The organism is Sphingobacterium sp. UBA2610, assembly GCF_002339225.1.
Lineage (GTDB): Bacteria > Bacteroidota > Bacteroidia > Sphingobacteriales > Sphingobacteriaceae > Sphingobacterium > Sphingobacterium multivorum.
The window spans coordinates 34,775-59,647 of record NZ_DDKA01000001.1; the positions used below are offsets into that span (position 1 = coordinate 34,775).

Below are 24,873 nucleotides of genomic sequence, written 5' to 3' on the forward strand. Positions count from 1 at the left end.
ATTACATTATTTAGAATGATTATAAAAAATAATAGATAATCCTTTGAAAAATGCAATAGGACCAATAACTTTACCTCTGTTTATAATTAATCTAAATAAAATATTCAATGCATCGCATCATCATCTACCTTATGTTGCTTGTCCCAGGAGCTCTACTTGCGCAAGCACAGCACAAAGCAGAAATACTGGGTAAAATCCTTTCGTCCGACGGAAAGCCCATTGAAGGGATAACCGTCAGACTACAACCGCAAAACATAACAACTTCTACACGATCTAATGGTTCATATCAATTTAAATCACTTAAGCCGGGTCAGGCAAAATTAGCCATCTCAGCCATAGGTATTCAACCACATGAGCAGGAAGTCGAAATTACGGATGGTAAAAATAGGGTTCCTGATATTTACTTAATTGAAAATCAAGCGACACTGCAAGAGATCGTTATTAATGGTAAAGGAAATAACAAATTCACACGGAAACAGAGTTTATATGTTTCCAAAATGCCACTGAAAAATATGGAGAACGCACAGTCGTATGCTGTCGTTACCAAAGAGTTGCTAAAAAGTCAGGTGAATACAAATTATGATGATGCATTAGCCAACGTTTCAGGAATTGATAAGCTTTGGTCGGCGACTGGACGGCCCGGAGACGGTGTTAGTTACTACACGTTGCGCGGTTTTAGTACGCAGGCTGCCATGATTAATGGTGTAGTAGGTATTTCCAGTACAAGTCCAGACCCTGCGAATCTCGAAACAATTGAAGTGATTAAAGGGCCCTCTGGTTCATTATATGGCGGTGCGGCTGTTGGTTTCGGTGGATTAATCAATAATATCACGAAAAAACCTTTAGATACCGTGGGCGGTCGGGTAAATTATATTTTTGGAAGTTTCGCACAACATCGCCTTACGGCAGATATATATGGCCCATTAACAGCAGATAAAAAATTGCTCGGACGAATCAATACAGCATTATCCCATACAGGTACCTATCAAGACGCAGGATTTAATAAGTCGGTGTTTATTACACCTTCACTAACCTATAAACCAAACGAGAAACTGGATATCCAACTCGATGTTGAACTTTACCAAAACAAGGCTACTAATCCACTGATGGTTTTTCTCAATCGTTCACGTCAATTATTTGCCAGAACCCCCGAGGCACTCCAATTCGATTTTGATAAGTCCTATACTGCTAACGACGTCACATTCAAAAACCCAACCACCAACCTCCGCGGAAATGTAGTGTACCGGTTTAATGAGCGGTGGACGTCCAATACCACTGTAAACTGGAACAACCGGAAGGCCGATGGCTACTTTCAATATGTGATGTACCTACAAAACAGCAATGACACACTTATTAACAGATATGCTGGTAAACAAAATTATGCTGCAAAAAATATCAATGCTCAACAGAACTTTATTGGTGATTTTCATATCGGTGAGCTTCGCAATAGACTACTTGTCGGTCTGGATTATTTATACCAGCAAACAGAAACACATAATTCGCCCTATGTCCTTGTAGACCAGATCAACACAGCAATAGATGATCCAGATTACTATAAATTTAATGCAGGAACCATTGACGCAGCCATAAGCGCTTCAACGGCAGCCAAAACGAACAATAGAGGTCGAAATCAAGTATTGGGAGCCTATGTTTCAAATGTATTGGATCTCACATCGCAGCTACATCTAAACCTAGCGTTGCGTATGGATTATTTTGATAATAAAGGAACCTACAACTTCGATAAAGACACAACGACTGGGACTTACCATCAGACTGCTTTCTCACCCCGTTTTGGCTTGGTTTATGAAGCTGTAAAAGGTCAGGTATCACTATTCGCCAATTATCAAAATGGGTTTAAAAATGTATCTCCAGTTGTACAGCCACATCCCAGCATCTCGGGAGACTTCAAGCCCCAACAAGCCAAACAATGGGAAGCCGGAGTCAAATTAGACCTTTTAAACAACAAATTAGGCCTGACAGCAAGTTACTATGACATTTCAGTAGATAATATGCTTCGTCCTGACATAGTCACCATTGACGGACAAACCTATAATATTAGTGTACAGGACGGCACGCGCTTGAGCCGGGGAGTTGACTTTGATGTAACATTGGCCCCTATTCAAGGTCTAAACCTCATTATGAGCTATAGTTATAACAATAGTAAGATGACTAAAGCAGACAAGAATGTCAACAACCTACGTCCGACAGAAGCTGGGCCTAAACATCTTTCCAACATCTGGGCAAACTATAGCTTACAGCAAGGAAAACTAAAAGGACTAGGATTTGGTATCGGCATGAATTATGCAAGTGAAAATGTAATTACCAATAGTGTTGCAACTGGCACATTTACCCTTCCGTCTTACACACTCCTGAACGCGAGTCTATCTTATGGATTTAAACATTTTGAATTCGCCTTCAAAGCAAACAATTTAGGAAATCAAACTTATTTCAAAGGATGGACAACGGTAAACCCGCAAATGCCTAGAAATGTACTTGGAAGTGTTGCCTATCAATTTTAAAAATATTTTCTATAAAAAAAGCGTTTCGACAATGGTGGAAACGCTTTTTTTAACGTGAACTACAATTTATGCGAGCTCAATCAAAAATTCCTCTTTTGGAAGTCTAAATTTTTTCAGCTTCAACAACCAATCTTGTTCTTCCATCCGATAACCCAACGGAAGCATAACCGCACTCTTCAATCCTAGCTTATCTAAACCAAGTAATTCATCCAATTCGGCATTTGAAAAACCCTCCATAGGCGTTGCATCAACGCCTAGTTCTGCTGCCTGTGCAATTGCCAAACCAAAAGCAATATAAGCTTGCTTCGCCGCATGTGCCGCTTGTTGTTCTTCTGTAAAACTTGCTAATTGGCCTTTCAGCCTATTTTTATACTCGTCAGTGGTGTCTAAAGGTAAACCTCTCAAGGTATTCATCTTGTCGAAGGTTTTATCAATGCGTTCGTCGGTGTATCTATCCCATCCTGCAAACACCAATAGATGTGAACTATCAGCCACTATTTGTTGCCCCCAAGCCACAGGCACAATTTTTTCTTTTAATTCCTGATTCGTAATCACAATTACACGGAACTGTTGAAGTCCAGAAGAGCTAGGTGCCATCCGTGCTGCCTCCAAAATCTTATCCAAGTCTTCCTGAGCGACCTTTTTTGTGGGGTCGTATTTTTTTGTGGCATAACGCCATTCTAGGGTATCCAATAAAGCCATTTTGTTCTAGTTTAAATGATCAATAGCAACTTTATAAAGTTATGTAAAGATACATAAAAAAATAAATGTCTAAACATCAAAATCAAGAACTAAGGCAATAAAATTAGGACAAAAACAGATTGTTATTTAGCACTTGCTACTAAACTTTTAAGGCTAAAATACTGTACATTTACTTCTAATCGCAAACAAATGCCTATTTTATTCAATTTTATTAGGACCTTTGTATTAGTTTGCATCGGGTATAACAAAATGACCTTGAACCATTTGTTCTCGGTGGTAATACCTTAACAAAATAGAAAACAGGGCTTACGTGCTCCACAATAAAAACATCAGCAATGTCTATAACGAATGAAACTGAGCTAACAGGCATACAAAAAGCGAGCGATGCTGTTGCCATCACCTTAAAAGCTATGATAGAACATGCTCAAGTGGGCATGTCCACGAAGGAGCTTGACGAATATGGAGCCGAAATATTAAAAAGCATGGGTGCAAAATCTGCTCCCGCTCTCACTTATGATTTCCCAGGTTACACGTGTATCAGTATAAACAACGAATTTTGCCACGGAATACCTACGGCGGAAAGGATATTGCAAGAAGGCGATTTGATCAATATCGATGTATCTGCCGAATTAGATGGATATTGGGCTGATAATGGTTGTTCCTTTGTTATAGGAAAGGACATCTTTGAACACGAAAAATTGGTCAATGCATCGAAAGAAATTCTTCAAAAGGCAATCAATAATATTCGTGGTGGTGTGAAAATAGCGGATATTGGGCATCTAATCGAAACTGAGGCTAAAAAAAGAGGGTATAAAGTCATCAAGAACCTTGGGGGACATGGTGTAGGAAAAAGTCTGCACGAGGAGCCCGACGAACTGCTTAACTATAAAAACCGCTTCGACCAACGAAGATTTCGAAAAAATACCGTTGTTGCTATTGAAACCTTTATTTCAACGACCTCCACATACGCAACCGAACTCAACGATGGCTGGACAATGGTTGGGGACAAGGGTGGATTCATGGCACAACACGAACATACGATTCTCATTACCGATGGCTATCCCGTTATATTAACTGCACAGAATGCAATTTACTAACCAGTCATAAGAAGATACTTAGAGGTCTTTTCGAGCAAATTATTGAAAGCTATCGAAAAGACCTATTTTCTTTAAACAAGACTCCAAACTTGTGGTATAGTGCATCAACCCTTTACATCAGGATAGAGGTTGTTAAAATAATTAAGGGGCCTCTCATAACGAGAAAACCCCCAAATAATATATTTTTATGGCTAAATAATTTTTGTCAAACCCAAAGATTAATCTCACTGGATAACTGACTACAGCAGTAAAAATAGCTTATTCTTCTCAGCAAAAAAGTGATGAAAATCACTTTTCATAAAAATTTTATTCTCGTATTCAAAATTCAGCTTCACTCGTCTTCACATGCCCCTCAACTATTGTCTTTTAACTGTTTTGAAAACTATTTTGAAAAACACCAAACATTAGAAAACCTTTGTTCCAAACTCTTCGCTTCCAACCCTTAATCCTTGCTCAGCTGCCTGAATAAACATGTGGGATAAAACGCTACGATAATATTTGTATTTAGGCTGGTGTAACTTATAAAGTTTAGTATTTTTGATCGATTAAAGTAATCTAGATTGAGAACAATAAAATTCCATAAGGGAGAATGCGGTGTTGACTTCTTGTTGAATGTCCTCAACGAAATAGAAACGGATTATACACATCAAGAAACTTACCATAAAGACTTTTTTGAAATTCTATTTTTCAAAAAAGCGAAAGGCAGATTGATATTGGGGCAAGAGATCCTCTCCTTGTCCGACAATTCAATTATCTTTATTTCAGCTTTTCAGAAACATACCTGGGAACTGGATCCTGAACACCTTGAGTTTACAACATTGATTTTTCAGGAAGACTTTTTAAATGATTTCTTTTCGGATAAATTATTCACATACAAACTATTATATTTCTACCAGCTTAGTTATGTACCCCAGATTATAGCAGATGACACACATATGTCAAAATTCTTAGGTCTTCTCGCCGAAATTAAACTTGAACTCATGGAAACCCAAGCAGATAGTGTCCATATTATTCGTTCTTTACTTTATTACCTATTGCAAACTTTAAACCGAAAATATGCACGCTTAAATATGCTTCCGAACCAAAAAGCGGAAAATAACTTCGCCTATCAATTCAAAGAACTTATGGAACAGTTCATTCGGGAGAAACAACGGGTAAACGAATATGCGACACTTATGGGAATAAGTAGGATTACACTAAATCAGGCCGTTAAGGCACAGTTTAATACCACAGCAGCCCACTTACTTCGACAACGGTTACTATTCGAGATTCAGGATCTGCTGATCCACTCTGACCATTCCGTTAATCAAATTGCTTTTGATCTTAACTTTTCAGAACCCAATCATTTAATGCGTTTTTTTAAAACTCAAACTGGAAAAACCATAAGTGCATTTATTCAGGAATTCAAATAAATGTTGAATTATCTATTATACAAATTGTCGCTATGGAAATCGCGCCATGCAGATCGGCCTCCCCATGGCCCGATTTCCCAATAAATCAATAGCGTGCCAAGTACGTCTCGATATCCTGAACCTGCGCATAAAAGAACGCCAAAGCAGCAAGAAAGGCATGCTGAACATCCAGTGCAGCAACTACGGAACCATTAATCTCAAGATCGCGCGTTGCACAGGCATCAGCAATTACAGTACATGAAAAACCTAAATCGACAGCGGCGCGTACCGTAGCGTCGATACACATATGGGTCATCATGCCTACGACAACAAGTTTCTCGACCTTATTGCTGCGAAGGTAATCCAATAATTCTGTCTCTCTAAAGCTGTTGGGAAAATGTTTACGTATTACTAGCTCGTTTGGCATTGGACTCACGCTTTCATGAATTTCGGCAGCTCTTGTGCCATCAATAAAGAATGGCATTGCTTTTGGATCTGAGGAAATATGTTGGATATGGACCACCGGCAATTTTTCTCGCCTAAATTGGTCGATCACTCTTCTGGCGTTCATCCCTGCCTTTAAGGGATCCACAAGTTCCATTCCGCCATCTTCAAAATACTCGTTTTGAATATCAATGACTATTAATGCGCTATTTCTCATCTATTTTATGAATTAAGTTTAATACAAAATTAAGCTGGATTTAGCGGCGATGACCTACCAATAAATCACCAAATACTACCATTTTGATAAGAGCGATAAGACGGGATGGATAGAAAGTTATGTAATGTTTTACATAATTTCGATCAAAAAATCACCAACAAAAGCTAACTTCGCTGCATATAAACGTCACATACAGGTGATAAATCGTAATAATAGATATCATGGCATTGAAAGAATTACAACACAGCAAAATATATGGCGCAGATAACGGTGGCACTCCATTAATTGTCCTACATGGGCTTTTTGGCATGGCAGACAACTGGGGATCCTTTGGTCGTAGTTTTGGCGAGAAAAGACAGGTACATCTACTCGATCTTCGTAATCACGGACGAAGTTTCCATAGTGAAGATATGTCGGTGGAAGTTATGGTAGACGATCTGCTATCCTATATTGCATCCATTGGAGCAGATAAAGTATTGCTATTGGGCCATTCTCTAGGCGGAAAAGTAGCGATGCAATTTGCTATTGACCATCCTGAAAAGATTGAAAAACTGATCATCGCTGATATAGCCCCGAAAGCTTATCCTCCACATCATGAGGACATATTCGACGCGCTATCTGCTGTAGATATTACAACACTAGAAAACAGGAAAGATGTACAAGTAAAGATTGAACACTACTTGAGTGATCCGGGTGTTATCCAATTTTTATTAAAAAATGTATATATCAGAGAAGATCGAAAATTAGATTGGCGCTTTAATCTGGATGTTTTAAAAAATAAATATACGGAGTTTATTACTGTCGGGGTAAAATCAGGAATATTCAACGGCCCCACATTATTTCTACCAGGAGAAAAATCAAGATATATATTACCTGAAGATAAGATTAAGATCAGGGAACAATTTCCAAATGCCGTATTTAAAACAATTCCTAATGCTGGTCACTGGGTTCAAGCTGAAAATCCACAGGCATTCGACGCATTCGTTGCCGAGTTTTTAGATCGATAAAAATGAGATACATTGAATGTCTACTCCGACTTGCTGGTCCTTAAAACCTCTCGTAAGATGTAGACATTCAAGACTATTATTTCAACGCCTTTGCGTAGGTCTTTATCGCACGATCACGGGCAATCTGATGGTCAACCATAGGCTCACAATAGGCTGGAGTACCTAATTCAGGAACCCATTTTTTTATATACTCCTGATTTTTATCGAACTTCTCAGCCTGAAGCGTCGGATTAAAAACCCTGAAATACGGGGCTGCGTCGCAGCCACTGCCTGAGGCCCATTGCCAGTTACCATTGTTGGCCGACAGATCATAATCATTTAATTTTTGCGCAAAGTAGGCCTCCCCCCACCTCCAGTCAATCAAAAGGTGTTTACAAAGAAAACTGGCTACGACCATTCGTACGCGATTGTGCATATAACCGGAATTATTCAATTGGCGCATACCCGCATCTACTAAAGGATATCCGGTCTGTCCTTCACACCATTGCTGGAATTCTACCTCATCGTTCCGCCATTGTATGGCGTCGTATTGCTTTCTAAAGGATTCGGTAACAACATGCGGATAGTGATAGAGAATCTGCATAAAAAATTCACGCCAGATCAATTCAGACAACCAGGTCGCATTGTGTTTTAAAGCAAAGGTAACACACCGACGTACACTGATTGTTCCAAAACGAAGTGCTATCCCCAAATGAGTAGTGCCCATTAACGCTGGATAATCGCGGGTTTTATCATAGTGATCAATGATAGTAGCATCCAGGTGTGGTTCTTTAAAGCTAAGATCGGTCTCTAAAAAACCTAAGTTCTCCAAAGAAATGATCTGCTGATGCTTTTGCTGAACGAAGGGTTCCATTGCGTAGGTATAGGAACGATGGTCCTCAGGACGTAATTTCTCACGCCATTTTTTTGCATAAGGCGTATAAACCGTATATGGTGTCCCATCATTCTTTAAGATATCTGCTTTATCAAAAATAACCTGATCTTTCACAGCTTTGAAGGGAATTCCCTTAGCTTGAAAGAACTCAAAAATTTCTTTGTCCCGCGCAATTGCCATTGGCTCATAGTCCCGATTACAATAGACGCCCTGCACATCAAATTTTTCAACCAAGTTCCTGTAGATAGCGATAGGTTTACCATAGAACGTATTCAACGTTGCACCACTTTCCCCTAGTATAGTATTGATACGGGTTAAAGCCTGATGGATGTAATGAAGACGTCGATCCCTTTTATCCTCCAATTGCATCAAAATTTCCTCGTCAAATATAAATATAGGTAGTACCGGATAACCCAAAGCCAGCGCGCGAGCAAGCCCGGCATTATCATCCAGCCGTAAATCACGACGAAACCAAAACACAATAATTTTATTTTTTTCCATAAAAACGACCAATATTTACCATCATTACCCATGTTAACAATTTTAAAGGGTAAAAGGTTAACTCAATAATTAGGTAAAAATACCTCTATAAACAGACTGAACCATCAAAGGTACTTGAAATTCCCCTTGATGGTTCAGCATTGAATAATTTTATTGTGTTAGTTTTTCAAACTTGCCATGTCAATAACAAACCGGTATTTAACATCACTTTTCAATAGTCTATCATAAGCATGATTGATATCCTGCATTTTAATCAGCTCTATGTCGGATATAATATTGTGTTTACCACAAAAATCAAGCATCTCCTGTGTTTCGGCTATCCCCCCGATCATCGAACCTGAAAAACTCTTACGTGTTGGAATCAGGCTAAAAGGAGCCACAGGAAGTGGATGCTCCGGAGCACCAACAAGAGTCAGGGAACCATCTCGTTTCAATAAACTTAAATAGGCATTGATGTCATGCTGTGCCGAAACACAATCTAAAATGAAATGTAAAGTTCCCGCATGCGCTTTCATTTGTTCTGCATCAGTTGACAAGATCACTTCATCGGCACCTAAACGTTTGGCGTCATCCACTTTAGACGCAGACGTTGTAATGACAACAACTTGTGCTCCCATTGCTTTCGCTATTTTTACCCCCATGTGTCCCAAGCCGCCGATACCTACGATACCTACTTTTTTTCCTGGTCCCACATTCCAATGCCTCAAAGGCGAATAAGTGGTAATTCCAGCACATAATAAAGGCGCTGTTGCTGCAAGATCCAAATTTTCAGGAATTTGGAGCACAAAATCCTGGTCTACTACAACGCGTTCGGAATAACCGCCGAATGTCTGTTTATTAAGGTGCTTATCGTGTCCATTGTAGGTTTGAATATTTCCACTTTCACAATATTGTTCCAGTCCTTCCTTACAACTTTCACATTCGCGACAACTATCTACCATACAGCCTACACCAGCCAAATCGCCGACTTTAAACTTGGTCACCGCTGAGCCAACTTGAGTAATTCGCCCCACAATTTCATGGCCGGGTACATTCGGATAAACGGTCCCACCCCATTCGTTTCGCGCTGTATGTAAATCCGAATGGCAAACTCCACAAAATAAGATATCAATCTCGACATCTTTCTCCGTCACTTCGCGACGTTCAATATCCATCTGTTTTAGATCGGCCGTTGGTGCACTTGTTCCAAAAGCTCTAATTGAAAATGTACTCATACTTGATAAAATTGTTGTTTTCTGTTTTAAATGACTGCATAAAATTCCTATGTACAACACAGATTCCATCCGCACGATAAAATTAACCAATGGATGGAAAAAATGTTTTGAAGGAACGATAACAAAAGTAAAAAGCAACTTTCAGAATTATGTTGCCATAAAGCTCAAGTTGCTGTTTCTTTACGGCTCATCGCATCATGCTTGAACATCTGTGATAAGCTAAGCTTTGTAAACCGCACGGGTTCGTCAGGATTTTGTACCTGTTCAAACGAACTAATCAGCATCTTCTACCTGTACAGACGGATTAATCAGTATCTTCTACCTGTACAAATTGCATTGCCAACCCCTGTTTCTGGCAGATGTTCAGAATAGAAAATTCCAATCGGGTACTAATCCGCAGGACAAGCAAAAATTGCTGATCATCCAACAATAAATCAATATTTTTTATCTCCGGGAAACTCTGATAGAGAAAATGATAAATCTCGCTGGCTTTCCACTTCAGCTTACGAGATAAAGAATAAACAACTTTATACATATTTAGATTATTTCAAAATTTTAACGGCAATTTGTTGTAATTGGTGGTTCAAAAAAGGCATCTGTTTCAGTTCCTCAAAATCTCGGGCTAGTCGAACCCTTTTATTTTCATTTTCCAGCGCAAGAGCGAGGCTATCCAAGCGCTCCACATCATTGTGTATCAATAAATAACAATCGATATCGGGATCCAGTACCCCCATCATTTCAGGGCGGATCGTTTCCTCTGTCTCCACCATGACCAAAACGCATCTTTCTGATGCAAAGCTATCCACCGACTTGCCTACTTTCGCATTTAACACCATAGTTGTCATCCTGTTTATTGTCTGTATAAAAAGAATCGATCAATCAAAATAGACATATTCTGTATTTTTGTCGAAACCACCTCCTAAAAAAAGAACGATATACGTCCCTACTATTTACAATAACTTATTCTCGTTATCCTGTCGAATGGCTAGCGCAGCCCCTTAACACATATACTTGTCAACCAGGAAAGCCTCGCTTCAAAATCCGGAAAACGATCAAAAAGTAAAACTTCCTGCTCAAAACAACGTGATGTTGTCACTAACATTTCCGATAAAAACAGGATATCCTTTTCCTCCAAGGCCTGAATTTCTTCTTTCCTAACGGCTAATTCAATCATTTCACGAATCAGCTTAATCTCGTCATCCAGCATGTATCGTGTTTTTGAAACCATCAAGGCTGGGTCGGATTTCATATCTTCGAATGCGAGATGAAAGCGTTTCGTAATTAAATTAATCTGACGTAGTTTTGCTTGTAAAAAACCAACTAAATTATCTTCCAGTGAAGCTTCCCTGTTATAAGTTCTACTCGCGACCTCAAACACTTGCTGACATAAGTACTCCGCAATCGCATCAAAGACATCCATCTTACTGGTAAAATAGTAATACAACGTGCTCCGCCCCTTTCCACAAGCTTTTGAAATATCCTGCATGGAAACCCTTGCAAATCCATAGGTTTCAAACACTTTCATGGATGATAAGATAATTTCCTCTTTAATATTTTCTTGTTGACCTGTCATTACTCGACAAATCTACAAAAAATGTCGAAAAATCAATTCACCCAGCCAACTTTTTTTCGCCACTCATTGTAGGTGTCGTTCTCCTGATCCAGAAATGGAATTCGCTCCACATCTTCAATTTTATTCATTTCTTTAGGATTAAGGGGTAAAAGGTTCATTGTGCTCCTTAAGCTGTTTATTGCATTTTTATCTTCCACGGGATAAATACTGCCACAGCTGCTTAACTGTGTCCCATAACGTTGCGGCTTACTTTTGAAAACCTGAATTCGATCGTGCAAATAAGCCAGATTTGCGAGATTGATGTCCATGATATTATCAAGAAGCAACTGATAACAATCTTGCATAAATTGAGGTTCTCCTATCGCATGCTGAACAATCAGCCAAGCTGAATTGCTAGCTGCTTCGCCGACTTTTGAAATAGTTGGATAACCTATTTCGGCAATGATTTCACGTAATCTTTTTGCATTCCGTCGGTGAATGGTTTCCATCTCCACATGATATCCCCCATGAAGCTCTCCCCTCTGCAATAACTTTTCCCGCATTGATTCTTCGTCCTGCCCTAATCGGATAATCTCTTCCGCAATATTTCTATATAACATCTCAATTTTCTAAAATTTTTAATACGTATTTTACTTCTCTAAATCCTTTCCCCCTCGGCCGGTAACCTATTACATTCATACGCTATTTTGCTCAACTATTGCTAGATTACGTTTGATTTGAATACATCGACGGAAATACACTACGTTTTATGTATAATCTTATTCAGGTGGCTTACATCAGTCAGCCCAAATTCAGCGACAATTTCCTTTAAGGTAACTCTTCCTGTTGCTATTCTTTGACGTATTAAGGTATTGCGGTAGTTTTGAATATATTCGCGTAAGGTAATTCCTGCCTGACGTTTAAAGTAAATACCGAGATAATCGTTGGCAATGTTAAAATGCTCCGCCATTATTTGTATCCGTAAACGATTGGGATCGTAAATATTTTTATGGATATAACAAAACATGGCCTGCAGGTCACGGCTTTTAAAACTATTGCTACGCAATTCGGGCATATTCCGCTGCAAAACATGCACAACACTGAATAATTGGAACCAAATAAGCTCCTGATTTCCAATTTGATCTTTTCTTAATAAGAGAAGGGTATCAAAGATCAGTGTTATTATCGCATTATCTTCTCCAACTAATTGAAACCCCATCTGATGAGTTTCTCTACTTTTTATAAGATATTCCAGCTGTTGTATAGCGGACGTAGAACCCGAACTGTTACGACCAAGGTAGGCGTCGGTGAACTTAAGATATACAAAATGGGTGAGTTGTTCGATTTCAAAATAATGTTGGTCATCTGGCCCTAGTAGAAAGATCGACCCTGCTTTGTAAGGAAATGAATGCCCATTAACAATATGTCGCCCTGTCCCCTCACGAATAAAAATGAACTCGTAATGATTGTGATTGTGTTCCGGATGAGTCCATTCAAGCATCTTAAACCCTGAAATAAGCACCGGTTCAAACTGACGATAACGTTTCATTTCAGAAATATACCTAATTATATTGGATTTTTACATTAAAACCCACTAGGCTTCCAACTAACTTTGGCCCTATAAGTAATATAGAAAGATGAAGACTAGAAAAAACACCGCTTTAGTTGTTGGCGCCAATGGCGTTATTGGCAACAATCTCATAGACTATCTTGAAAAGATGGAGGAATGGGAAATTATAGGTTTATCACGACGAGCAAATGCCGATCGGGTTAACGTTCGTTTTATCGCTGTAGATTTATTGGATATAGCCGATTGTCTCAAAAAGCTAGGCAACTTGGATACCGTAACCCATATTTACTACGTTGCTTATCAGGATAGACCGACCTGGGCTGAGCTAGTGGAGCCCAATATGAAAATGCTAAGCAATGTTTTGACCGCGGTGGAACCGGTAGCAAGTGATCTTCAGCACATCAGCTTAATGCAAGGGTATAAAGTATATGGTGCTCATCTGGGCCCTTTCAAAACACCAGCCAAAGAATCAGATGCCGGACATATGCCGCCGGAATTCAATACCAGCCAACAGCAATACCTCGAACAATTGCAAAAGGGTAAGAAATGGACTTGGTCAGCGATGCGTCCGTCAGTTGTTGGTGGAACGGCCCCCAATAATCCCATGAATCTAGCGATGCTCATTGCTGTATATGCATCTATCTCAAAAGAACTCGGTATTCCACTTCGATTTCCAGGAAAAATTGGCGCTTTTCAGACATTGATGGAAATGACCGATGCAACACTATTAGCCAAAGCAACGGTATGGGCCTCGACCAATCCACAAGCGGCCAATCAAGCCTTCAACATTAACAACGGCGATCTCTTCCGCTGGAAGGAACTATGGCCCAAATTAGCGGCCTATTTTGGTATGGAAAGCGCTGATCCTATTCCGCTATCACTCAACACAATGATGGCAGATAAGGAGCCTATATGGCAAAAATTAAGAGAAAAGCATTTATTAAGCTATAGCTATGATCAAGTTTCAGCTTGGCCTTTTGGCGATTTTGTATTTTCTTGGGATTATGATTTTTTTGCCGATGGCACAAAGGCAAGGCGTCTCGGCTTTCATGAATTTATTGACACCGAACAAATGTTTTATCAGCTCTTTGACGAAATGCGTAAAAAAAGAATAATTCCATAATAGCAAAGATTAAATTTTACCGTCTATTTTTGTAACTTACCCGGCTCAAGCATAACCTTTACTTCATTGCAATTTCATCCGGTATCATTTTATCGTTTCATAGTCAAAAGGATAGCGGATGTTTTCATAAAACAAACAATATGAATACAAAAAAAGCCTTTGTAGTTGGATCAGGAAAACTGGCAAACGCGATACTGGAAGCCGATTATTCCATCCCCAATGTAGAAATTCTACCTTGGCAGCCATCCATTACAACGTCGTCGCCATCGATCATTATACATGCCGGATCGGGTCGGGAGCTGCAAGATTGTCTTGATTTTTGTGCACGTACGGATTCGGTATTCATTGAATTGTCTACAGGGCTAGAGACCGAAAAGCTCGAGACTGCATTTCCACTTGTCATTTGCCCAAATACCTCCATACTTTTGCTAAAAACACTCCATATGCTTCAACAATTTGGTCATAATTTCAAAGACTACGAAATATCTATTATGGAGTCTCATCAGTCTTCCAAGCTTACTGAACCAGGTACAGCTTATCATATAGCCAATTCTTTACATGTCGCTCATGAACGCGTTATCTCTATTCGCGATGCAAAAACGCAAGCTTATAAAATCAATATTCCCGTTGCCTACTTAGAAAAGCATGCCTACCATCAGATTGTGATCAAAGATAAAAATGATGAAATTAAAATTGAGACCAAGGTCCTCGGACATGATTCTTATTCAAATGGTGTCAAAAAAATCCTTGAAGCATGTGTCAACAATAAATTAGCCAATAGAAGGCATACTGTGTTGGATTTGGTAGCTATGGGGCTACTTTAGTTAAACTTTCAATTTAGAAAGGAGCTTTCTACAAGAGGAGTAAGAGGAAAATCCATTTGATTTTCTTCTAAGGCCACAACATCAAAAAATATGGGATTTGGAGTATTTATCTTTATACCGTTGCTGATAATTCTGCTGTTATGCGGGGTTATCACAAAAAGACGATTCTTCGGGTATGCAATTTTATCTCTGATCGGTGGCGCAATTATACTTTTTTCTTTGTCTCAATTTTTTCAATGGATCACGAGCCCAAAAATCCTAAAAAAAGAAGATTATTATGGTACCTACCACATAAAGCGTGACCTGTTCCCAGGAAAACAAGCTGACTGGCAATATAATAGCTACAATTTTGTCATAAAGGATAACGATTCGATTTATTTCAACGTCGTAAGTGCGGGTAAAGTATCCAAAGTTTACAAAGGCAAGATCGAAACAGTCTGTCCTTACCAATCCGCACGCTTAAAACTGTGGATGGACTTCCCCGCTCATCATATTCTTGCTTCAGATCCAACGGTATACCGAAGCCCTTTAGGCTTCTATTTGGTATTTTATTCGTCGAAATATAACAACGTTTTTTTTGAAAAAGACTGACATTGAAGCGTTATTTAACATGACAAGATATTTTCTCTATGTACAGATCACTGTCCTAGGTAACATGCATAAAAAAACACCAAAAAATGGTGTTTTCTTATTTTACAATAAATAATAGGATTAGTTTGCTAGCATCTATTTCCCTTTTGCCTTTAGAAATCGTTTTGACAAATATTGCCGTACGGGTATATCGTATAACTTCAAACAGCCGTATGCAAGCACAATACTTCCGATCACAACAGCCGCTGCTCCGGGCAACGACTCTTCAAAACTCAGATTTTCATTCTTAACCCAAGCATAGTATAGATAGATAAAGGGATAATGTACCATATACAAAGGATAGGATATATCACCTAAAAACTTGCAAAGCCAACTTGTAATACCATTACCGCCCTTGCCAGAAGCGCCTAACACAACGAGTAAAGGGAAAACCACGACACAACATAGCGTGTCGTATAAACCATTCATCCATAGTTGCTCGGCACCACCAATGCGCGGCATAGCCAAAAGTGGCACTAGGATCAAACTACAAATCCAAAATGCGCCCTTGATCTGTAAAGACTTAAATACTCTAGATAAGAATAAGCCTGCTGTAAATGAAAACAAAAGACGAAGTGAACCCGCCGTAAATTCCGTTTCTGTGAGTGAAAAACCAGCACAGATATCTCCCAAAGGTCCCAATATCGCAAAGGCCGCCAACCCTATCCCGAATAAAACAACGAGCCCAGCCAATACTTTGGTTGAAAATCTACGAATAATCAATGCATACAGAATATTACCGATGTATTCGAAAAACAACGACCAGCTCGGCCCATTTAATGGAAACATCTCCCCAAGCCCTCTCACTTCTTGCCCTGGAATGGCAGGAATCAACAAGGCATTCAAAAGGGTCGCGATTGCCAGCGAAGAAAATGTCACCTTAGTCACATCCCAAACAGAACATCCCTGAAAATAAAACATGACTGCTCCAATGATCGCACCCATTACAACCATCGGATGTAAACGTATTATCCGACGCTTGATAAATTCTTTTATTGTCATTGTCTTCCAACGATCGTCATAAGCATAGCCCACGACAAAACCTGAAAGCATAAAGAAAAAGTCAACGGCCAAATAACCGTGATTAATACGCTGGTCTAAATGGCTCGTCGCAAAGGCTTCAAAAATATGAAAGCAAACAACAGTTATAGCTGCTACACCGCGTAACCCGTCAAGTACTGCATAATGTGGTTTGGTATCTGCATAAACGGAAGTCGGTATTTGAGTATCGGACATAAAAACAAAACGATTTGATTGATTTTTTTACAAGGGCGTAAATATAAACAAAATCGTCCATGCAGATTTGTAACAAGTTTACCGGTGCTCCATTTTTAAAGGCTGTTAATTAACACTGGGAATATAATCCGGTAAGTAAACCTGCTCTTTTTGCATATCTTGGATGTAAATTTTAGAATAAATTTCCAAACGGATATCGGTGATGTCTGTAGTCATCGGCTTGTCGTCTTCATCTTCTCCAAATGAAAAAATCTGTTCTTCCCTTCTATTTTTTTTATGCAAAAAATAGTAAAAGTCTTTATTTTCCCAACCTTTTATATCACTTCCAGCATCATCTTGAACCTTCAATTTTGTAAACGTCTTCTGTAGATAGTTGTAAATATTTTGAAAATCATCTTTATTTTTTGAAGTCTTCAGTGCATATAGATAAGCAAATTCACCATTTTTATCCTCTGCCACTGTCAACGCTGGAAAAGGAACTCCGTTTAATATAGCTATGGTGTCCTTATCTTCATTGTAAGAAACCGTGGTGTAACGATAACCGAAATCTCTGACCGGCTTTAATTTTCGTGTTCCCCAGACTGCAGTAGACTCGATATAAAATGGTGTTGGCAAACTCCCTTCTGAATTAAAAACAGCAAGCGTATCCTTTTTAAATATGGCGGTTTCAAAGACTTCTTTCAACTCTTTCTTATCCATACTTTTAACGTCTGCATGCAGCAACTCTTCGCTCCTTTTTATCTTGGGGCCATAAAATTTGGATGCATTAAAGGTTCTATCCAATTTTTCAAGTATCACCCTGTCTGGATCTTGCGATTGACAGGAATACAGCATACCCGATAAAAGGATCAGACAGCATACACTATAATATAGAAAATGAAACGGCTTCATCGGAATTGTCATTTAAATTATTTTTTGGGTTATGATCTTTACTTTGCCGTAAAGATCTTCAAACTAAAATAAATTTGTATTCATTTGCAAATGAAATTGTGCGGGATTAACACCTTTTGACTTTTTAGAAGTGCAGCGCAATCCAAAGTACATCATTCGTGGTCGCTTGCTATTTGGGAGTCCTTCTGCTCAAATTCAGAAACATCACTAAGTAAATTGGGCTTCCAAGCTACTAGTCAGACTATAAAACGTATTCTTGCATATAAAAATCAATTTATCTATGTTTGAAATATACAAATTGTGTTAATTTAAATAGATCAAGAACAAGCAAGCTCATATGATGTTCAAAAAGGTATTTTCTTTCGTTTTCTGCTGTTTGTCTACAGCCATTTTTTTCAACGTATCTGCACAAGATTTCAAGCTTTCCTCGTTGCCAAGTCAGTATCAAAAACCGGTCAAAAATGCACTAAAAGCTGCCGGCATGAATCGCACTGAATTAGAGAAAGTACTAGCGAATCTACCCAAAGAAATGCGTGAAGGGGCGGCTTTTCTCATAGCTTATATGCCCAAGAATGATTTAACGACTATTAAGAGTGATCATCTTATCCATAATATTGAAAAGGCTTACCAGGCAAGATCAACGTTTTCCTGGGCAAAGGAAATTCCAGATTCAATTTTTCTAAATGAGGTATTGCCCTATCGGGTTTTTTCTGAAGATCTCGACGATTGGCGTGGTGACTTCTACGATCGTTTCTCAAAATATGTGACAAATAGCAAAACGATAAAAGATGCCATTGTAGCCATAAATAAGAATATCAGAGATGAAGTGAAAGTCGATTACAATACGCAACGAAAAAAAGCAAATCAAAATCCATCTGAATCGATAAGCCAAGGAATGGCTTCTTGTACCGGATTATCCATTTTATTGATCGACGCATTGCGATCAGTAGGTATACCGGCTCGGATTGCGGGAACGCCAAACTGGCATGACAACCGTGGTAACCACAGTTGGGTCGAGGTGTGGATTAATGGTAAATGGTATTTTACTGAATATTATCCGGACAAAGACCTGAATTACAGCTGGTTTTTAGCAGACGCGGGTAAAGCCGATCCGAATAGCAAGGAACATTCCATTTATGCGGCTTCCTACAAACCGGCAGCTACCTCATTCCCGGCGTGGAGTGAAACAGAAGTGTATGCCGATAATGTTTCTCAGCGCTATATTGATCTATTCAATCAGCAATATAGCCAACAATTGAAGGACAAATCTTACACCCGTCTAAACGTAACCATGTATCTCAGTAAGGATCAATGTCAACCGGAAGGAAGAACAAAATGCAATGTAGATATCTTCCAAGGAAATGATCAAATTGGCGGAGGCTCGACTGCTACTAAACTGCAGGATGCGAATGATCATTTAACATTTATCGTGAAAAAAAATCAGTCTTATACATTGAGGTACAGCAATAAAAATGGGCCTACCGAAAAGAAAGTAACTGTAAATGATGAGCCTTTAAATGTGATATTATACTTCAATTAATGTAGATTATTATTTCGTAAATTGAAATTATGAAAAATATTTTTGACCAAACAGTGAGTGATGAAGTGATAGCACGGATTCAAAATCTTAATCCAGGCAGCAGTGCCCAATGGGGTAAAATGACTGTCGATGCCGTCTAATTAATCTCAGTTGCCAATTGGATCGCCAGGCGCGGGAGTGCACTGACGATCCAATTAAAGTTATCGCCACCAATGATAATAGTTATGCATGCCGTCGTATTCAAATCCACACCTCGGATAAAGACTATTACCGATAACATTTGTTTTCTCGGTCTCAAGCATCAGACCACAAGCTCCAGTCTCTTCACACCAAGCTTTACTTCGATCTATAAGCCGAACCGAAAGACCTTTACTCCGATGATCAGGATGCACAAATAGATCACTCAACAACCACTGCCGCTGCAATTTAGTATAATGAAACAATTTATAAAGCTGAACAAAACCAACCGCATGTTCGCCCTGGATTGCCAAAAAGATTTCTGACTCTCCGTTCAAAAATCGCTCCCTCAAAAATTCTTTGGCTTTTTCCAAATCCGATTCCTGTCTGTAGAAAATTCGATAAAGATTGAATAACGCTGCTGCTTGATCAAGATCCTCAAGACTTGCCTTTCTAATGTTATAATTCATTTCATTAAATAGTTTGATTTATAGTGCAAATGTATCCTAACTCTTTCGTATCAACCTCATCCAGATAGCAGATGTACAGTGGTCCAATCTTCGGTAGCATGGATTTCGATGCGACCAATAAACAAGTTCATAATAATTTCAAAAACAGACTTCATGCCCCTATAACTAATAGTTGTCGAATTATAAATGCTTCTGAACGAATTGTAATTCTTCGATGCAGTCAATTTATAAGGTCCCTATATTTAGATATGAAAAGGAGAAAATTAGCAGCTACAGACAGTGAAACCTTTATCAATTATTACCTACCAAATTGGCGATCCATTATCATTGGCAGTATTTTGATTTTAATGGGGATATCGACTTGTTTTATCGGTTATCATCCTCATAATTCACTTAAAGAGAATTTCAGCGCCATGGTACTTGACTTTAAAGACGTATTTCGCTTTTTAGTCTCATTATTTATGCTGTTACTCCACTTATCTTTTATTATCGGCGGCTTCCTTCTTCTAAAAAACAGCAGGAAAGTTATCCGAGCCCGGACAGATAAAAAAGGATTGTATTTTAAACGGATCGAAAAAAAGACCGGGAGTGTGTGGGCTTTGGCAGATCTGGATGCGCTGGTATTCGTGCCCTACATTCAAATCGTTAATATCCGCGTTATTGAAAGCAATTGGTTGGGTCCGAGACTTGAGCTTGAGACTTTTCAAGGTAAAGAAATCCTGACCATGTTGAACGTATTAAGCCGAAAACAAAAAGAGCAAATTTGCCAAACCGTGAAAGAATTCGGCATTTAATAAGATTTACTGGTCCTTTTTTTTTAAAGAAGAAAGTTTACTAAAATCAGGACAAACTGATCCTAGTAAACTTTTAATTTGATTTACTTGTTCGTATAATTTTATAATCAATCGTTGGGTAACAACTGATCGACATATTCTCTGATCTCTTGGGGTAACATCAGATAAACCGAGGTTTTCAGATTTGCTTTACTTGGTTCCCCATCGATGAAAATATTCTTAAATCCTTCATTGAGCCATTTCCCCTCATCTTCTAGATATCCATGATATTTGCTGTTTAAATTCTCAATAATATTATTATCGTTTCCCATGTTTTCCGTCATTTATTATATGTAATCTGCATCTAAAATATTCGACAGGGAAACATCAACTTTGGTGCCACTCCTCCTTAAAATTTTTAAATTTGGCTATCCAATAGCATGTTTTAAGTTTTCTTAACATTTACATAAGCTAACAGGACAAAACCACTAAGCGTTATATATCAATACATTACAATTCTAAAAAAAACTACTTATTTTGCTTAAGTTGATATTATTTGCAATTTTTAGTAGTGAATACCGTAATTTTGTATTTTAATGTTTATAAACCTTTTACTTATGATACTAATAGCAGTTTTACTTCCTTGGTTATCGTTTTTTTTACGTGGTAAAATTCTAAGTGGCATTCTCTGTTTGATCCTTCAGATAACTATACTTGGTTGGATACCCGCAGCCATATGGGCGGTTGCATCGCGTGTTGACGGGAAAAATGAACAGCGCATGCGTAAATTGGAACGCAATATGCGCAATTACCGATAAATCATTAGGGCTCCGTTATTCGATAACCCGAACATCATTTAGATTCCAAAAATTGTTGTACTTGTTTTAATGTAAAATCAATCAGTTCAACGTCGACATCGCCATTAAAATCAGCCATCATATAGTTGCCATGATTTGCCGGTAGAATAAGTAATCGTGCAGCAGGAATCTGCTGTTGCATAGCAGCTAAATGTGTCGTTTTCACAACATCTTGGTCTCCGCCTAGCAAAAATACGGGGCAGGTCAAACGCGTTAAGGATTCGGCGTCAAAATCCTGAAAGTGTATCATGCGCTGGCTGTCTTTTTCATACATATTTCTAAACTTCTCTGGATCTGGGTTCAGCTTCATAAAATTCTCCTTCAGAAATGGCGGCATATCGTTAATAGTTGACGCTTCCATACTTTCAAAAAAACCATCCAGAAGCCCCTCTCTTTTGGTATTTCCAGATGCTGCTATCAGCTTTTCGACCTTGTCTGGATACATCGTCGCAAATTTCAAAAGGGTTGTCGCTCCATTACTAAAGCCAAAAAACGAAGCTTTTCCGATGGAAAGAAAATCTAGAACAGCCAAAATATCTTTGGCATCCTGCTCGAATGTTTCAGCTGAGGATCGATGATCGGATCTTCCATGATTTTGGAGATCTATCAAAATCAACTGATACTGATCATGCAACCTTTTTACAGTCTCCTCAAAATCCGAAAAACCGGAGGAGCCACCACCATGAATCAGTACGAGAGGTTTTCCTGTGCCAAATATTTCGTAGTAAAGTTTTATCCCGTTAGCAGGTGCATAACCGCTTTTCGATTCTATTTCACGCATAATTTATACTAAATGGTCTATATTTTTATCATTAGCAACACGCTTCTACAGCGATTTGTTTTCTATAAATTTTTTAAAACTTAACAAGACCCCATCGGTAAAAGACTGTTGCAGGTCCAAACTTGTAAACGGATCAGGATCGAAAGTTTCGCGAATAATTGTATTGTTGTCAATCGCCTGAAATTCCACAATACACTTTCTTCCCCCACTGTTACTTTCAATAGACTCCATCCAAATAATCTCATCGTACACACCCACATAATCAAATCCTTCGCGACTATATTTTTGTTCCATTCTAAAATTAAACATCCCTCCTTCCCTAAAATCGATACCAGCAGCCGGACAGTGCCAATCGTCAAATGGAATATTCCATTGCATAATTGCCTCAGCATCATTCCAGTATTTCCAAACATCGGTTAGCTGCTTTTCAACTAAAATAACCGAAACCAATTTTTTTACAGGTTGATCTTTATGTTTCATAGGATGTTTTAAATGATAAGAATCCTTTTATCTATCTACACCGGTTTAAAATCATTCCGTTTAATGTACTGAGATAAAAGGCTACATTGAACGACATCACAATATTAATAAACTATACAGAAATTCGACTTGTCCTATGACAATATTGACGTACGCTACACATTTTTCTGCGATACTGTAGAGATACACTTTATAGCTAATTAAAGGATGAAAATCTAACGTAGTGGGTCGATAAAGAATAAACTGATGACTGTGGTATATTTATTGTACGAACCTCATGGAACATATAAAAACCGATTCAAATGAGAAAATTAGCATTTATAGCAATGAGTCTTGTTACTTTCACGGCCTGTAATAATACTCCCAAGAACAATGAATCCAAAGAAGCAGTTGATCAAAGCAAGGAAGAAGCAACCTCGTCGATCGGCGGCAACAAGGATGAGCACGGTTGCTTGGTCGCGGCAGGACAAACTTGGAGTGAGATCAAACAAGGATGTATCCAGGTCTTTAATGTTGGCTTACGCCTAAATCCAACGGAGAAAGAAGAAGGAAAAGCTGTCATTAGTGCCTTTGTTGTCCTTAGCGAGGATAAATCAAAGCTAGAATTATTCTTACCTGATGACAGTAAAAAAACCGTTATCCTAGATAAAGTTGAAAACGACATTTATCAGAAGGATAACTATAGATACGATGCTAAAAAATCAGTGCTTTATGTAAATAATACGATTAAATACAAAGGTGATGTCGAATAGCCTAGAAAGATTGAACTATTGGCACAATTTGCACTATATATGGCCCTGAATAATGATTCCCTATCATTTTATTCTCATTCACAGTAATATGATATTGGCCAATATCTTTAAATCTATAGGTAAACTCCTTGCCAAAAGGACCATCAGAAGAACCATCGGGCAGAAAAAGCTGACTAATTCGTACATTGGCTGTATCCATGGGAGTTTTTATTTTGATAAGAACCGAATCTGCCTGATGGACTGAAATGAAAATAGTATCTGTTTTCCCTGATACCATATTCATTTCCTTAGATCTTCCACCACCAAAAAAGGTTACGTTAGAAGGTAATTCCTGTGCCTTGTGCTTAGATTCATTTGTACTGGATTGTGGTGGGCGCTGAGGAAATTGACAAGCTCCATAAATAAAAATTGCCAACACATTCATGATCAATAATCGTAATTTGCCCATAAACTTTTACTTAGGATAACAAAAGCTATTAGATTACGGTTTTAGTTACGACAACTTTTTCAGTACAAAACAAACGCTGAAATTGAATTTGTTACATCCTCCACAAACTCCATTTTGATTTGATTGCATGTGGATTTAGTTCCCGTATTTTTTGATAAAAAGCATAGAAATTCCTATTCCAGAGGGAATAGTTATGCGTAAAACTGAAAATGGACTGTCCCTTACTATCCAATTGAACGACGACTTGCCAGATATAGTGATTATTAATTTGAGTCGATGTCCTACGAAGCGCAATGATATCCACTAACCTAAAGGATCTACCTGCCCCGCCTCTTCGACCGACAGCGTAGAAATAATTTTCATCAAAAAAATAATCTTCGTCACTTAGCAGATTATCTTCTATACCAAATAAAAAGGGACGTGATGACAGTTTTCTTAATTTATCTGTCTCAAAATGATCATTCATTTCATAGCTTTTTTTAACACCGTATAAATATTTCTTAGCTACATTTTTCCTATAGACTTCTATCAACATGACAACGATCAACACACAACTGAGAACCAAAATGATGCCTTTAGAATTCATTTATTCCACAAAAAGAAATTAACTTCCACAAGTCAGATAGAACATCGGAATTCCCCCTTCATCTTTCTCGATAGCATCTAATCCTTCGAAATACCTATGGTCACCGAGTTGTTTCTGAGCGATTTGTTGTTCAAATTGATAAAGCAAATCCAAAGCTGTAAAATGTAGTGGATGTGAAGGCCACGTGAGACAACACTCAGACGGAATGATTACCATT

29 protein-coding genes are annotated in these 24,873 nt (G+C 38.5%); 11 read left to right on the plus strand and 18 right to left on the minus strand.

All coding sequences use genetic code 11. From position 1 onward, the window contains the following. Positions 1–107: 107 nt before the first annotated feature. Positions 108–2,519 (plus strand): TonB-dependent siderophore receptor, encoded by a 2,412-nt coding sequence (locus B4Z47_RS00105; RefSeq protein WP_115049312.1) that lies wholly within the window; start codon positions 108–110, stop codon positions 2,517–2,519. Between the two features lie 66 nt (positions 2,520–2,585). Here the strand turns inward: B4Z47_RS00105 and B4Z47_RS00110 are convergent, their stop codons facing one another. After that, positions 2,586–3,221: an NAD(P)H-dependent oxidoreductase gene (locus B4Z47_RS00110; protein WP_046674603.1), complete on the minus strand. Its 636-nt coding sequence runs from the start codon at positions 3,219–3,221 to the stop codon at positions 2,586–2,588. A 335-nt stretch (positions 3,222–3,556) separates the two neighbouring features. Between B4Z47_RS00110 and map the strand changes: the two genes are divergently transcribed. Both map and B4Z47_RS00120 read left to right on the plus strand, forming a co-directional pair. Further along, positions 3,557–4,318 carry a type I methionyl aminopeptidase gene (gene map / locus B4Z47_RS00115; protein WP_115049314.1) on the plus strand — a complete coding sequence of 254 codons (762 nt, stop codon included), beginning with the start codon at positions 3,557–3,559 and terminating at the stop codon, positions 4,316–4,318. 560 nt (positions 4,319–4,878) lie between these two features. Continuing rightward, positions 4,879–5,730 (plus strand): helix-turn-helix domain-containing protein, encoded by an 852-nt coding sequence (locus B4Z47_RS00120; protein ID WP_046674601.1) that lies wholly within the window; start codon positions 4,879–4,881, stop codon positions 5,728–5,730. Between the two features lie 85 nt (positions 5,731–5,815). On the opposite strand, the gene B4Z47_RS00125 is transcribed toward B4Z47_RS00120, so the two are convergent. Beyond that, the gene (locus B4Z47_RS00125; RefSeq protein ID WP_115049316.1) at positions 5,816–6,370 is read right to left on the minus strand and encodes a cysteine hydrolase family protein; all 555 of its coding nucleotides are present in this window, start codon (positions 6,368–6,370) and stop codon (positions 5,816–5,818) included. Between the two features lie 221 nt (positions 6,371–6,591). Between B4Z47_RS00125 and B4Z47_RS00130 the strand changes: the two genes are divergently transcribed. Next, positions 6,592–7,377: an alpha/beta fold hydrolase gene (locus tag B4Z47_RS00130; protein WP_046674599.1), complete on the plus strand. Its 786-nt coding sequence runs from the start codon at positions 6,592–6,594 to the stop codon at positions 7,375–7,377. A 76-nt stretch (positions 7,378–7,453) separates the two neighbouring features. Here the strand turns inward: B4Z47_RS00130 and B4Z47_RS00135 are convergent, their stop codons facing one another. The 7 genes from B4Z47_RS00135 to B4Z47_RS00165 all read right to left on the minus strand — a co-directional run bounded on the left by B4Z47_RS00135 (position 7,454) and on the right by B4Z47_RS00165 (position 13,067). Next, positions 7,454–8,752, minus strand: coding sequence for a cryptochrome/photolyase family protein (locus B4Z47_RS00135; protein ID WP_286726497.1), 1,299 nt, complete (start codon positions 8,750–8,752; stop codon positions 7,454–7,456). A 158-nt stretch (positions 8,753–8,910) separates the two neighbouring features. After that, positions 8,911–9,966, minus strand: coding sequence for an NAD(P)-dependent alcohol dehydrogenase (locus B4Z47_RS00140; protein WP_115049320.1), 1,056 nt, complete (start codon positions 9,964–9,966; stop codon positions 8,911–8,913). A 304-nt stretch (positions 9,967–10,270) separates the two neighbouring features. Further along, positions 10,271–10,501: a hypothetical protein gene (locus B4Z47_RS00145; protein ID WP_046674596.1), complete on the minus strand. Its 231-nt coding sequence runs from the start codon at positions 10,499–10,501 to the stop codon at positions 10,271–10,273. 7 nt (positions 10,502–10,508) lie between these two features. Next, on the minus strand, positions 10,509–10,811 hold the full coding sequence (locus tag B4Z47_RS00150) for a hypothetical protein (protein ID WP_147282053.1): 303 nt from the start codon (positions 10,809–10,811) through the stop codon (positions 10,509–10,511). Positions 10,812–10,951: 140 nt separating this feature from the next. Continuing rightward, positions 10,952–11,539 carry a TetR/AcrR family transcriptional regulator gene (locus tag B4Z47_RS00155; protein WP_046674594.1) on the minus strand — a complete coding sequence of 196 codons (588 nt, stop codon included), beginning with the start codon at positions 11,537–11,539 and terminating at the stop codon, positions 10,952–10,954. A gap of 32 nt (positions 11,540–11,571) precedes the next feature. Continuing rightward, positions 11,572–12,138, minus strand: coding sequence for a DUF6624 domain-containing protein (locus tag B4Z47_RS00160; RefSeq protein WP_115049322.1), 567 nt, complete (start codon positions 12,136–12,138; stop codon positions 11,572–11,574). 140 nt (positions 12,139–12,278) lie between these two features. Then, complete coding sequence (locus tag B4Z47_RS00165) at positions 12,279–13,067, minus strand: AraC family transcriptional regulator (RefSeq protein ID WP_115049324.1); 789 nt, start codon at positions 13,065–13,067, stop codon at positions 12,279–12,281. A gap of 88 nt (positions 13,068–13,155) precedes the next feature. On the opposite strand from B4Z47_RS00165, the gene B4Z47_RS00170 reads away from it, so the two are divergent. The 3 genes from B4Z47_RS00170 to B4Z47_RS00180 all read left to right on the plus strand — a co-directional run bounded on the left by B4Z47_RS00170 (position 13,156) and on the right by B4Z47_RS00180 (position 15,626). Continuing rightward, entirely contained in the window at positions 13,156–14,211 is a 1,056-nt protein-coding gene (locus B4Z47_RS00170) for an SDR family oxidoreductase (protein WP_115049327.1), read from the plus strand. Positions 14,212–14,351: 140 nt separating this feature from the next. Beyond that, complete coding sequence (locus B4Z47_RS00175) at positions 14,352–15,035, plus strand: dihydrodipicolinate reductase C-terminal domain-containing protein (protein WP_115049329.1); 684 nt, start codon at positions 14,352–14,354, stop codon at positions 15,033–15,035. A gap of 90 nt (positions 15,036–15,125) precedes the next feature. Then, on the plus strand, positions 15,126–15,626 hold the full coding sequence (locus B4Z47_RS00180; RefSeq protein WP_070565406.1) for a hypothetical protein: 501 nt from the start codon (positions 15,126–15,128) through the stop codon (positions 15,624–15,626). 135 nt (positions 15,627–15,761) lie between these two features. Here the strand turns inward: B4Z47_RS00180 and B4Z47_RS00185 are convergent, their stop codons facing one another. After that, positions 15,762–16,901 carry an acyltransferase family protein gene (locus B4Z47_RS00185; protein ID WP_070565408.1) on the minus strand — a complete coding sequence of 380 codons (1,140 nt, stop codon included), beginning with the start codon at positions 16,899–16,901 and terminating at the stop codon, positions 15,762–15,764. A 105-nt stretch (positions 16,902–17,006) separates the two neighbouring features. Next, positions 17,007–17,792 carry a hypothetical protein gene (locus tag B4Z47_RS00190; protein ID WP_236560222.1) on the minus strand — a complete coding sequence of 262 codons (786 nt, stop codon included), beginning with the start codon at positions 17,790–17,792 and terminating at the stop codon, positions 17,007–17,009. A 337-nt stretch (positions 17,793–18,129) separates the two neighbouring features. Here B4Z47_RS00190 and B4Z47_RS00195 point away from each other — a divergent pair, with 337 nt between their 5' ends. Beyond that, positions 18,130–19,332 carry a transglutaminase-like domain-containing protein gene (locus tag B4Z47_RS00195; protein ID WP_115049332.1) on the plus strand — a complete coding sequence of 401 codons (1,203 nt, stop codon included), beginning with the start codon at positions 18,130–18,132 and terminating at the stop codon, positions 19,330–19,332. A gap of 200 nt (positions 19,333–19,532) precedes the next feature. Here B4Z47_RS00195 and B4Z47_RS00200 read toward each other — a convergent pair whose 3' ends face one another. Further along, positions 19,533–19,979, minus strand: a complete 447-nt coding sequence (locus tag B4Z47_RS00200; protein WP_115049334.1) for a GNAT family N-acetyltransferase — start codon at positions 19,977–19,979, stop codon at positions 19,533–19,535. A 248-nt stretch (positions 19,980–20,227) separates the two neighbouring features. On the opposite strand from B4Z47_RS00200, the gene B4Z47_RS00205 reads away from it, so the two are divergent. After that, a complete protein-coding gene (locus B4Z47_RS00205; RefSeq protein WP_115049336.1) occupies positions 20,228–20,773 on the plus strand; it encodes a hypothetical protein in 546 nt (181 codons plus the stop codon). A gap of 107 nt (positions 20,774–20,880) precedes the next feature. Here B4Z47_RS00205 and B4Z47_RS00210 read toward each other — a convergent pair whose 3' ends face one another. Next, positions 20,881–21,084 (minus strand): hypothetical protein, encoded by a 204-nt coding sequence (locus B4Z47_RS00210; protein ID WP_139144971.1) that lies wholly within the window; start codon positions 21,082–21,084, stop codon positions 20,881–20,883. A 285-nt stretch (positions 21,085–21,369) separates the two neighbouring features. Between B4Z47_RS00210 and B4Z47_RS00215 the strand changes: the two genes are divergently transcribed. Beyond that, positions 21,370–21,570 carry a YqaE/Pmp3 family membrane protein gene (locus B4Z47_RS00215; protein WP_046674694.1) on the plus strand — a complete coding sequence of 67 codons (201 nt, stop codon included), beginning with the start codon at positions 21,370–21,372 and terminating at the stop codon, positions 21,568–21,570. 34 nt (positions 21,571–21,604) lie between these two features. On the opposite strand, the gene B4Z47_RS00220 is transcribed toward B4Z47_RS00215, so the two are convergent. Next, positions 21,605–22,390, minus strand: coding sequence for an alpha/beta fold hydrolase (locus B4Z47_RS00220; protein ID WP_115045801.1), 786 nt, complete (start codon positions 22,388–22,390; stop codon positions 21,605–21,607). 45 nt (positions 22,391–22,435) lie between these two features. Continuing rightward, on the minus strand, positions 22,436–22,870 hold the full coding sequence (locus B4Z47_RS00225) for an SRPBCC domain-containing protein (RefSeq protein WP_115045798.1): 435 nt from the start codon (positions 22,868–22,870) through the stop codon (positions 22,436–22,438). Positions 22,871–23,172: 302 nt separating this feature from the next. Between B4Z47_RS00225 and B4Z47_RS00230 the strand changes: the two genes are divergently transcribed. Continuing rightward, the gene (locus B4Z47_RS00230; protein WP_147281971.1) at positions 23,173–23,622 is read left to right on the plus strand and encodes a hypothetical protein; all 450 of its coding nucleotides are present in this window, start codon (positions 23,173–23,175) and stop codon (positions 23,620–23,622) included. Between the two features lies 1 nt (position 23,623). Here the strand turns inward: B4Z47_RS00230 and B4Z47_RS00235 are convergent, their stop codons facing one another. From B4Z47_RS00235 to B4Z47_RS00245, 3 genes are all read right to left on the minus strand, one after another. Then, positions 23,624–24,070, minus strand: coding sequence for a hypothetical protein (locus B4Z47_RS00235; RefSeq protein ID WP_115045793.1), 447 nt, complete (start codon positions 24,068–24,070; stop codon positions 23,624–23,626). Between the two features lie 91 nt (positions 24,071–24,161). Continuing rightward, positions 24,162–24,536, minus strand: coding sequence for a hypothetical protein (locus B4Z47_RS00240; protein ID WP_147281970.1), 375 nt, complete (start codon positions 24,534–24,536; stop codon positions 24,162–24,164). A 138-nt stretch (positions 24,537–24,674) separates the two neighbouring features. After that, on the minus strand, positions 24,675–24,872 hold the full coding sequence (locus B4Z47_RS00245) for a hypothetical protein (protein WP_115045789.1): 198 nt from the start codon (positions 24,870–24,872) through the stop codon (positions 24,675–24,677). Position 24,873: the final 1 nt, after the last annotated feature.

Bases quoted from the DNA above. Each gene is read 5' to 3' on its own strand.
- B4Z47_RS00105 (WP_115049312.1), top strand. From the start codon at position 108: ATGCATCGCATCATCATCTACCTTATGTTGCTTGTCCCAGGAGCTCTA.
- B4Z47_RS00110 (WP_046674603.1), bottom strand. From the start codon at position 3,221: ATGGCTTTATTGGATACCCTAGAATGGCGTTATGCCACAAAAAAATAC.
- map (WP_115049314.1), top strand. From the start codon at position 3,557: ATGTCTATAACGAATGAAACTGAGCTAACAGGCATACAAAAAGCGAGC.
- B4Z47_RS00125 (WP_115049316.1), bottom strand. From the start codon at position 6,370: ATGAGAAATAGCGCATTAATAGTCATTGATATTCAAAACGAGTATTTT.
- B4Z47_RS00130 (WP_046674599.1), top strand. From the start codon at position 6,592: ATGGCATTGAAAGAATTACAACACAGCAAAATATATGGCGCAGATAAC.
- B4Z47_RS00135 (WP_286726497.1), bottom strand. From the start codon at position 8,752: ATGGAAAAAAATAAAATTATTGTGTTTTGGTTTCGTCGTGATTTACGG.
- B4Z47_RS00140 (WP_115049320.1), bottom strand. From the start codon at position 9,966: ATGAGTACATTTTCAATTAGAGCTTTTGGAACAAGTGCACCAACGGCC.
- B4Z47_RS00145 (WP_046674596.1), bottom strand. From the start codon at position 10,501: ATGTATAAAGTTGTTTATTCTTTATCTCGTAAGCTGAAGTGGAAAGCC.
- B4Z47_RS00150 (WP_147282053.1), bottom strand. From the start codon at position 10,811: ATGACAACTATGGTGTTAAATGCGAAAGTAGGCAAGTCGGTGGATAGC.
- B4Z47_RS00155 (WP_046674594.1), bottom strand. From the start codon at position 11,539: ATGACAGGTCAACAAGAAAATATTAAAGAGGAAATTATCTTATCATCC.
- B4Z47_RS00160 (WP_115049322.1), bottom strand. From the start codon at position 12,138: ATGTTATATAGAAATATTGCGGAAGAGATTATCCGATTAGGGCAGGAC.
- B4Z47_RS00165 (WP_115049324.1), bottom strand. From the start codon at position 13,067: ATGAAACGTTATCGTCAGTTTGAACCGGTGCTTATTTCAGGGTTTAAG.
- B4Z47_RS00170 (WP_115049327.1), top strand. From the start codon at position 13,156: ATGAAGACTAGAAAAAACACCGCTTTAGTTGTTGGCGCCAATGGCGTT.
- B4Z47_RS00175 (WP_115049329.1), top strand. From the start codon at position 14,352: ATGAATACAAAAAAAGCCTTTGTAGTTGGATCAGGAAAACTGGCAAAC.
- B4Z47_RS00180 (WP_070565406.1), top strand. From the start codon at position 15,126: ATGGGATTTGGAGTATTTATCTTTATACCGTTGCTGATAATTCTGCTG.
- B4Z47_RS00185 (WP_070565408.1), bottom strand. From the start codon at position 16,901: ATGTCCGATACTCAAATACCGACTTCCGTTTATGCAGATACCAAACCA.
- B4Z47_RS00190 (WP_236560222.1), bottom strand. From the start codon at position 17,792: ATGAAGCCGTTTCATTTTCTATATTATAGTGTATGCTGTCTGATCCTT.
- B4Z47_RS00195 (WP_115049332.1), top strand. From the start codon at position 18,130: ATGATGTTCAAAAAGGTATTTTCTTTCGTTTTCTGCTGTTTGTCTACA.
- B4Z47_RS00200 (WP_115049334.1), bottom strand. From the start codon at position 19,979: ATGAATTATAACATTAGAAAGGCAAGTCTTGAGGATCTTGATCAAGCA.
- B4Z47_RS00205 (WP_115049336.1), top strand. From the start codon at position 20,228: ATGAAAAGGAGAAAATTAGCAGCTACAGACAGTGAAACCTTTATCAAT.
- B4Z47_RS00210 (WP_139144971.1), bottom strand. From the start codon at position 21,084: ATGGGAAACGATAATAATATTATTGAGAATTTAAACAGCAAATATCAT.
- B4Z47_RS00215 (WP_046674694.1), top strand. From the start codon at position 21,370: ATGATACTAATAGCAGTTTTACTTCCTTGGTTATCGTTTTTTTTACGT.
- B4Z47_RS00220 (WP_115045801.1), bottom strand. From the start codon at position 22,390: ATGCGTGAAATAGAATCGAAAAGCGGTTATGCACCTGCTAACGGGATA.
- B4Z47_RS00225 (WP_115045798.1), bottom strand. From the start codon at position 22,870: ATGAAACATAAAGATCAACCTGTAAAAAAATTGGTTTCGGTTATTTTA.
- B4Z47_RS00230 (WP_147281971.1), top strand. From the start codon at position 23,173: ATGAGAAAATTAGCATTTATAGCAATGAGTCTTGTTACTTTCACGGCC.
- B4Z47_RS00235 (WP_115045793.1), bottom strand. From the start codon at position 24,070: ATGGGCAAATTACGATTATTGATCATGAATGTGTTGGCAATTTTTATT.
- B4Z47_RS00240 (WP_147281970.1), bottom strand. From the start codon at position 24,536: ATGAATGATCATTTTGAGACAGATAAATTAAGAAAACTGTCATCACGT.
- B4Z47_RS00245 (WP_115045789.1), bottom strand. From the start codon at position 24,872: ATGGTAATCATTCCGTCTGAGTGTTGTCTCACGTGGCCTTCACATCCA.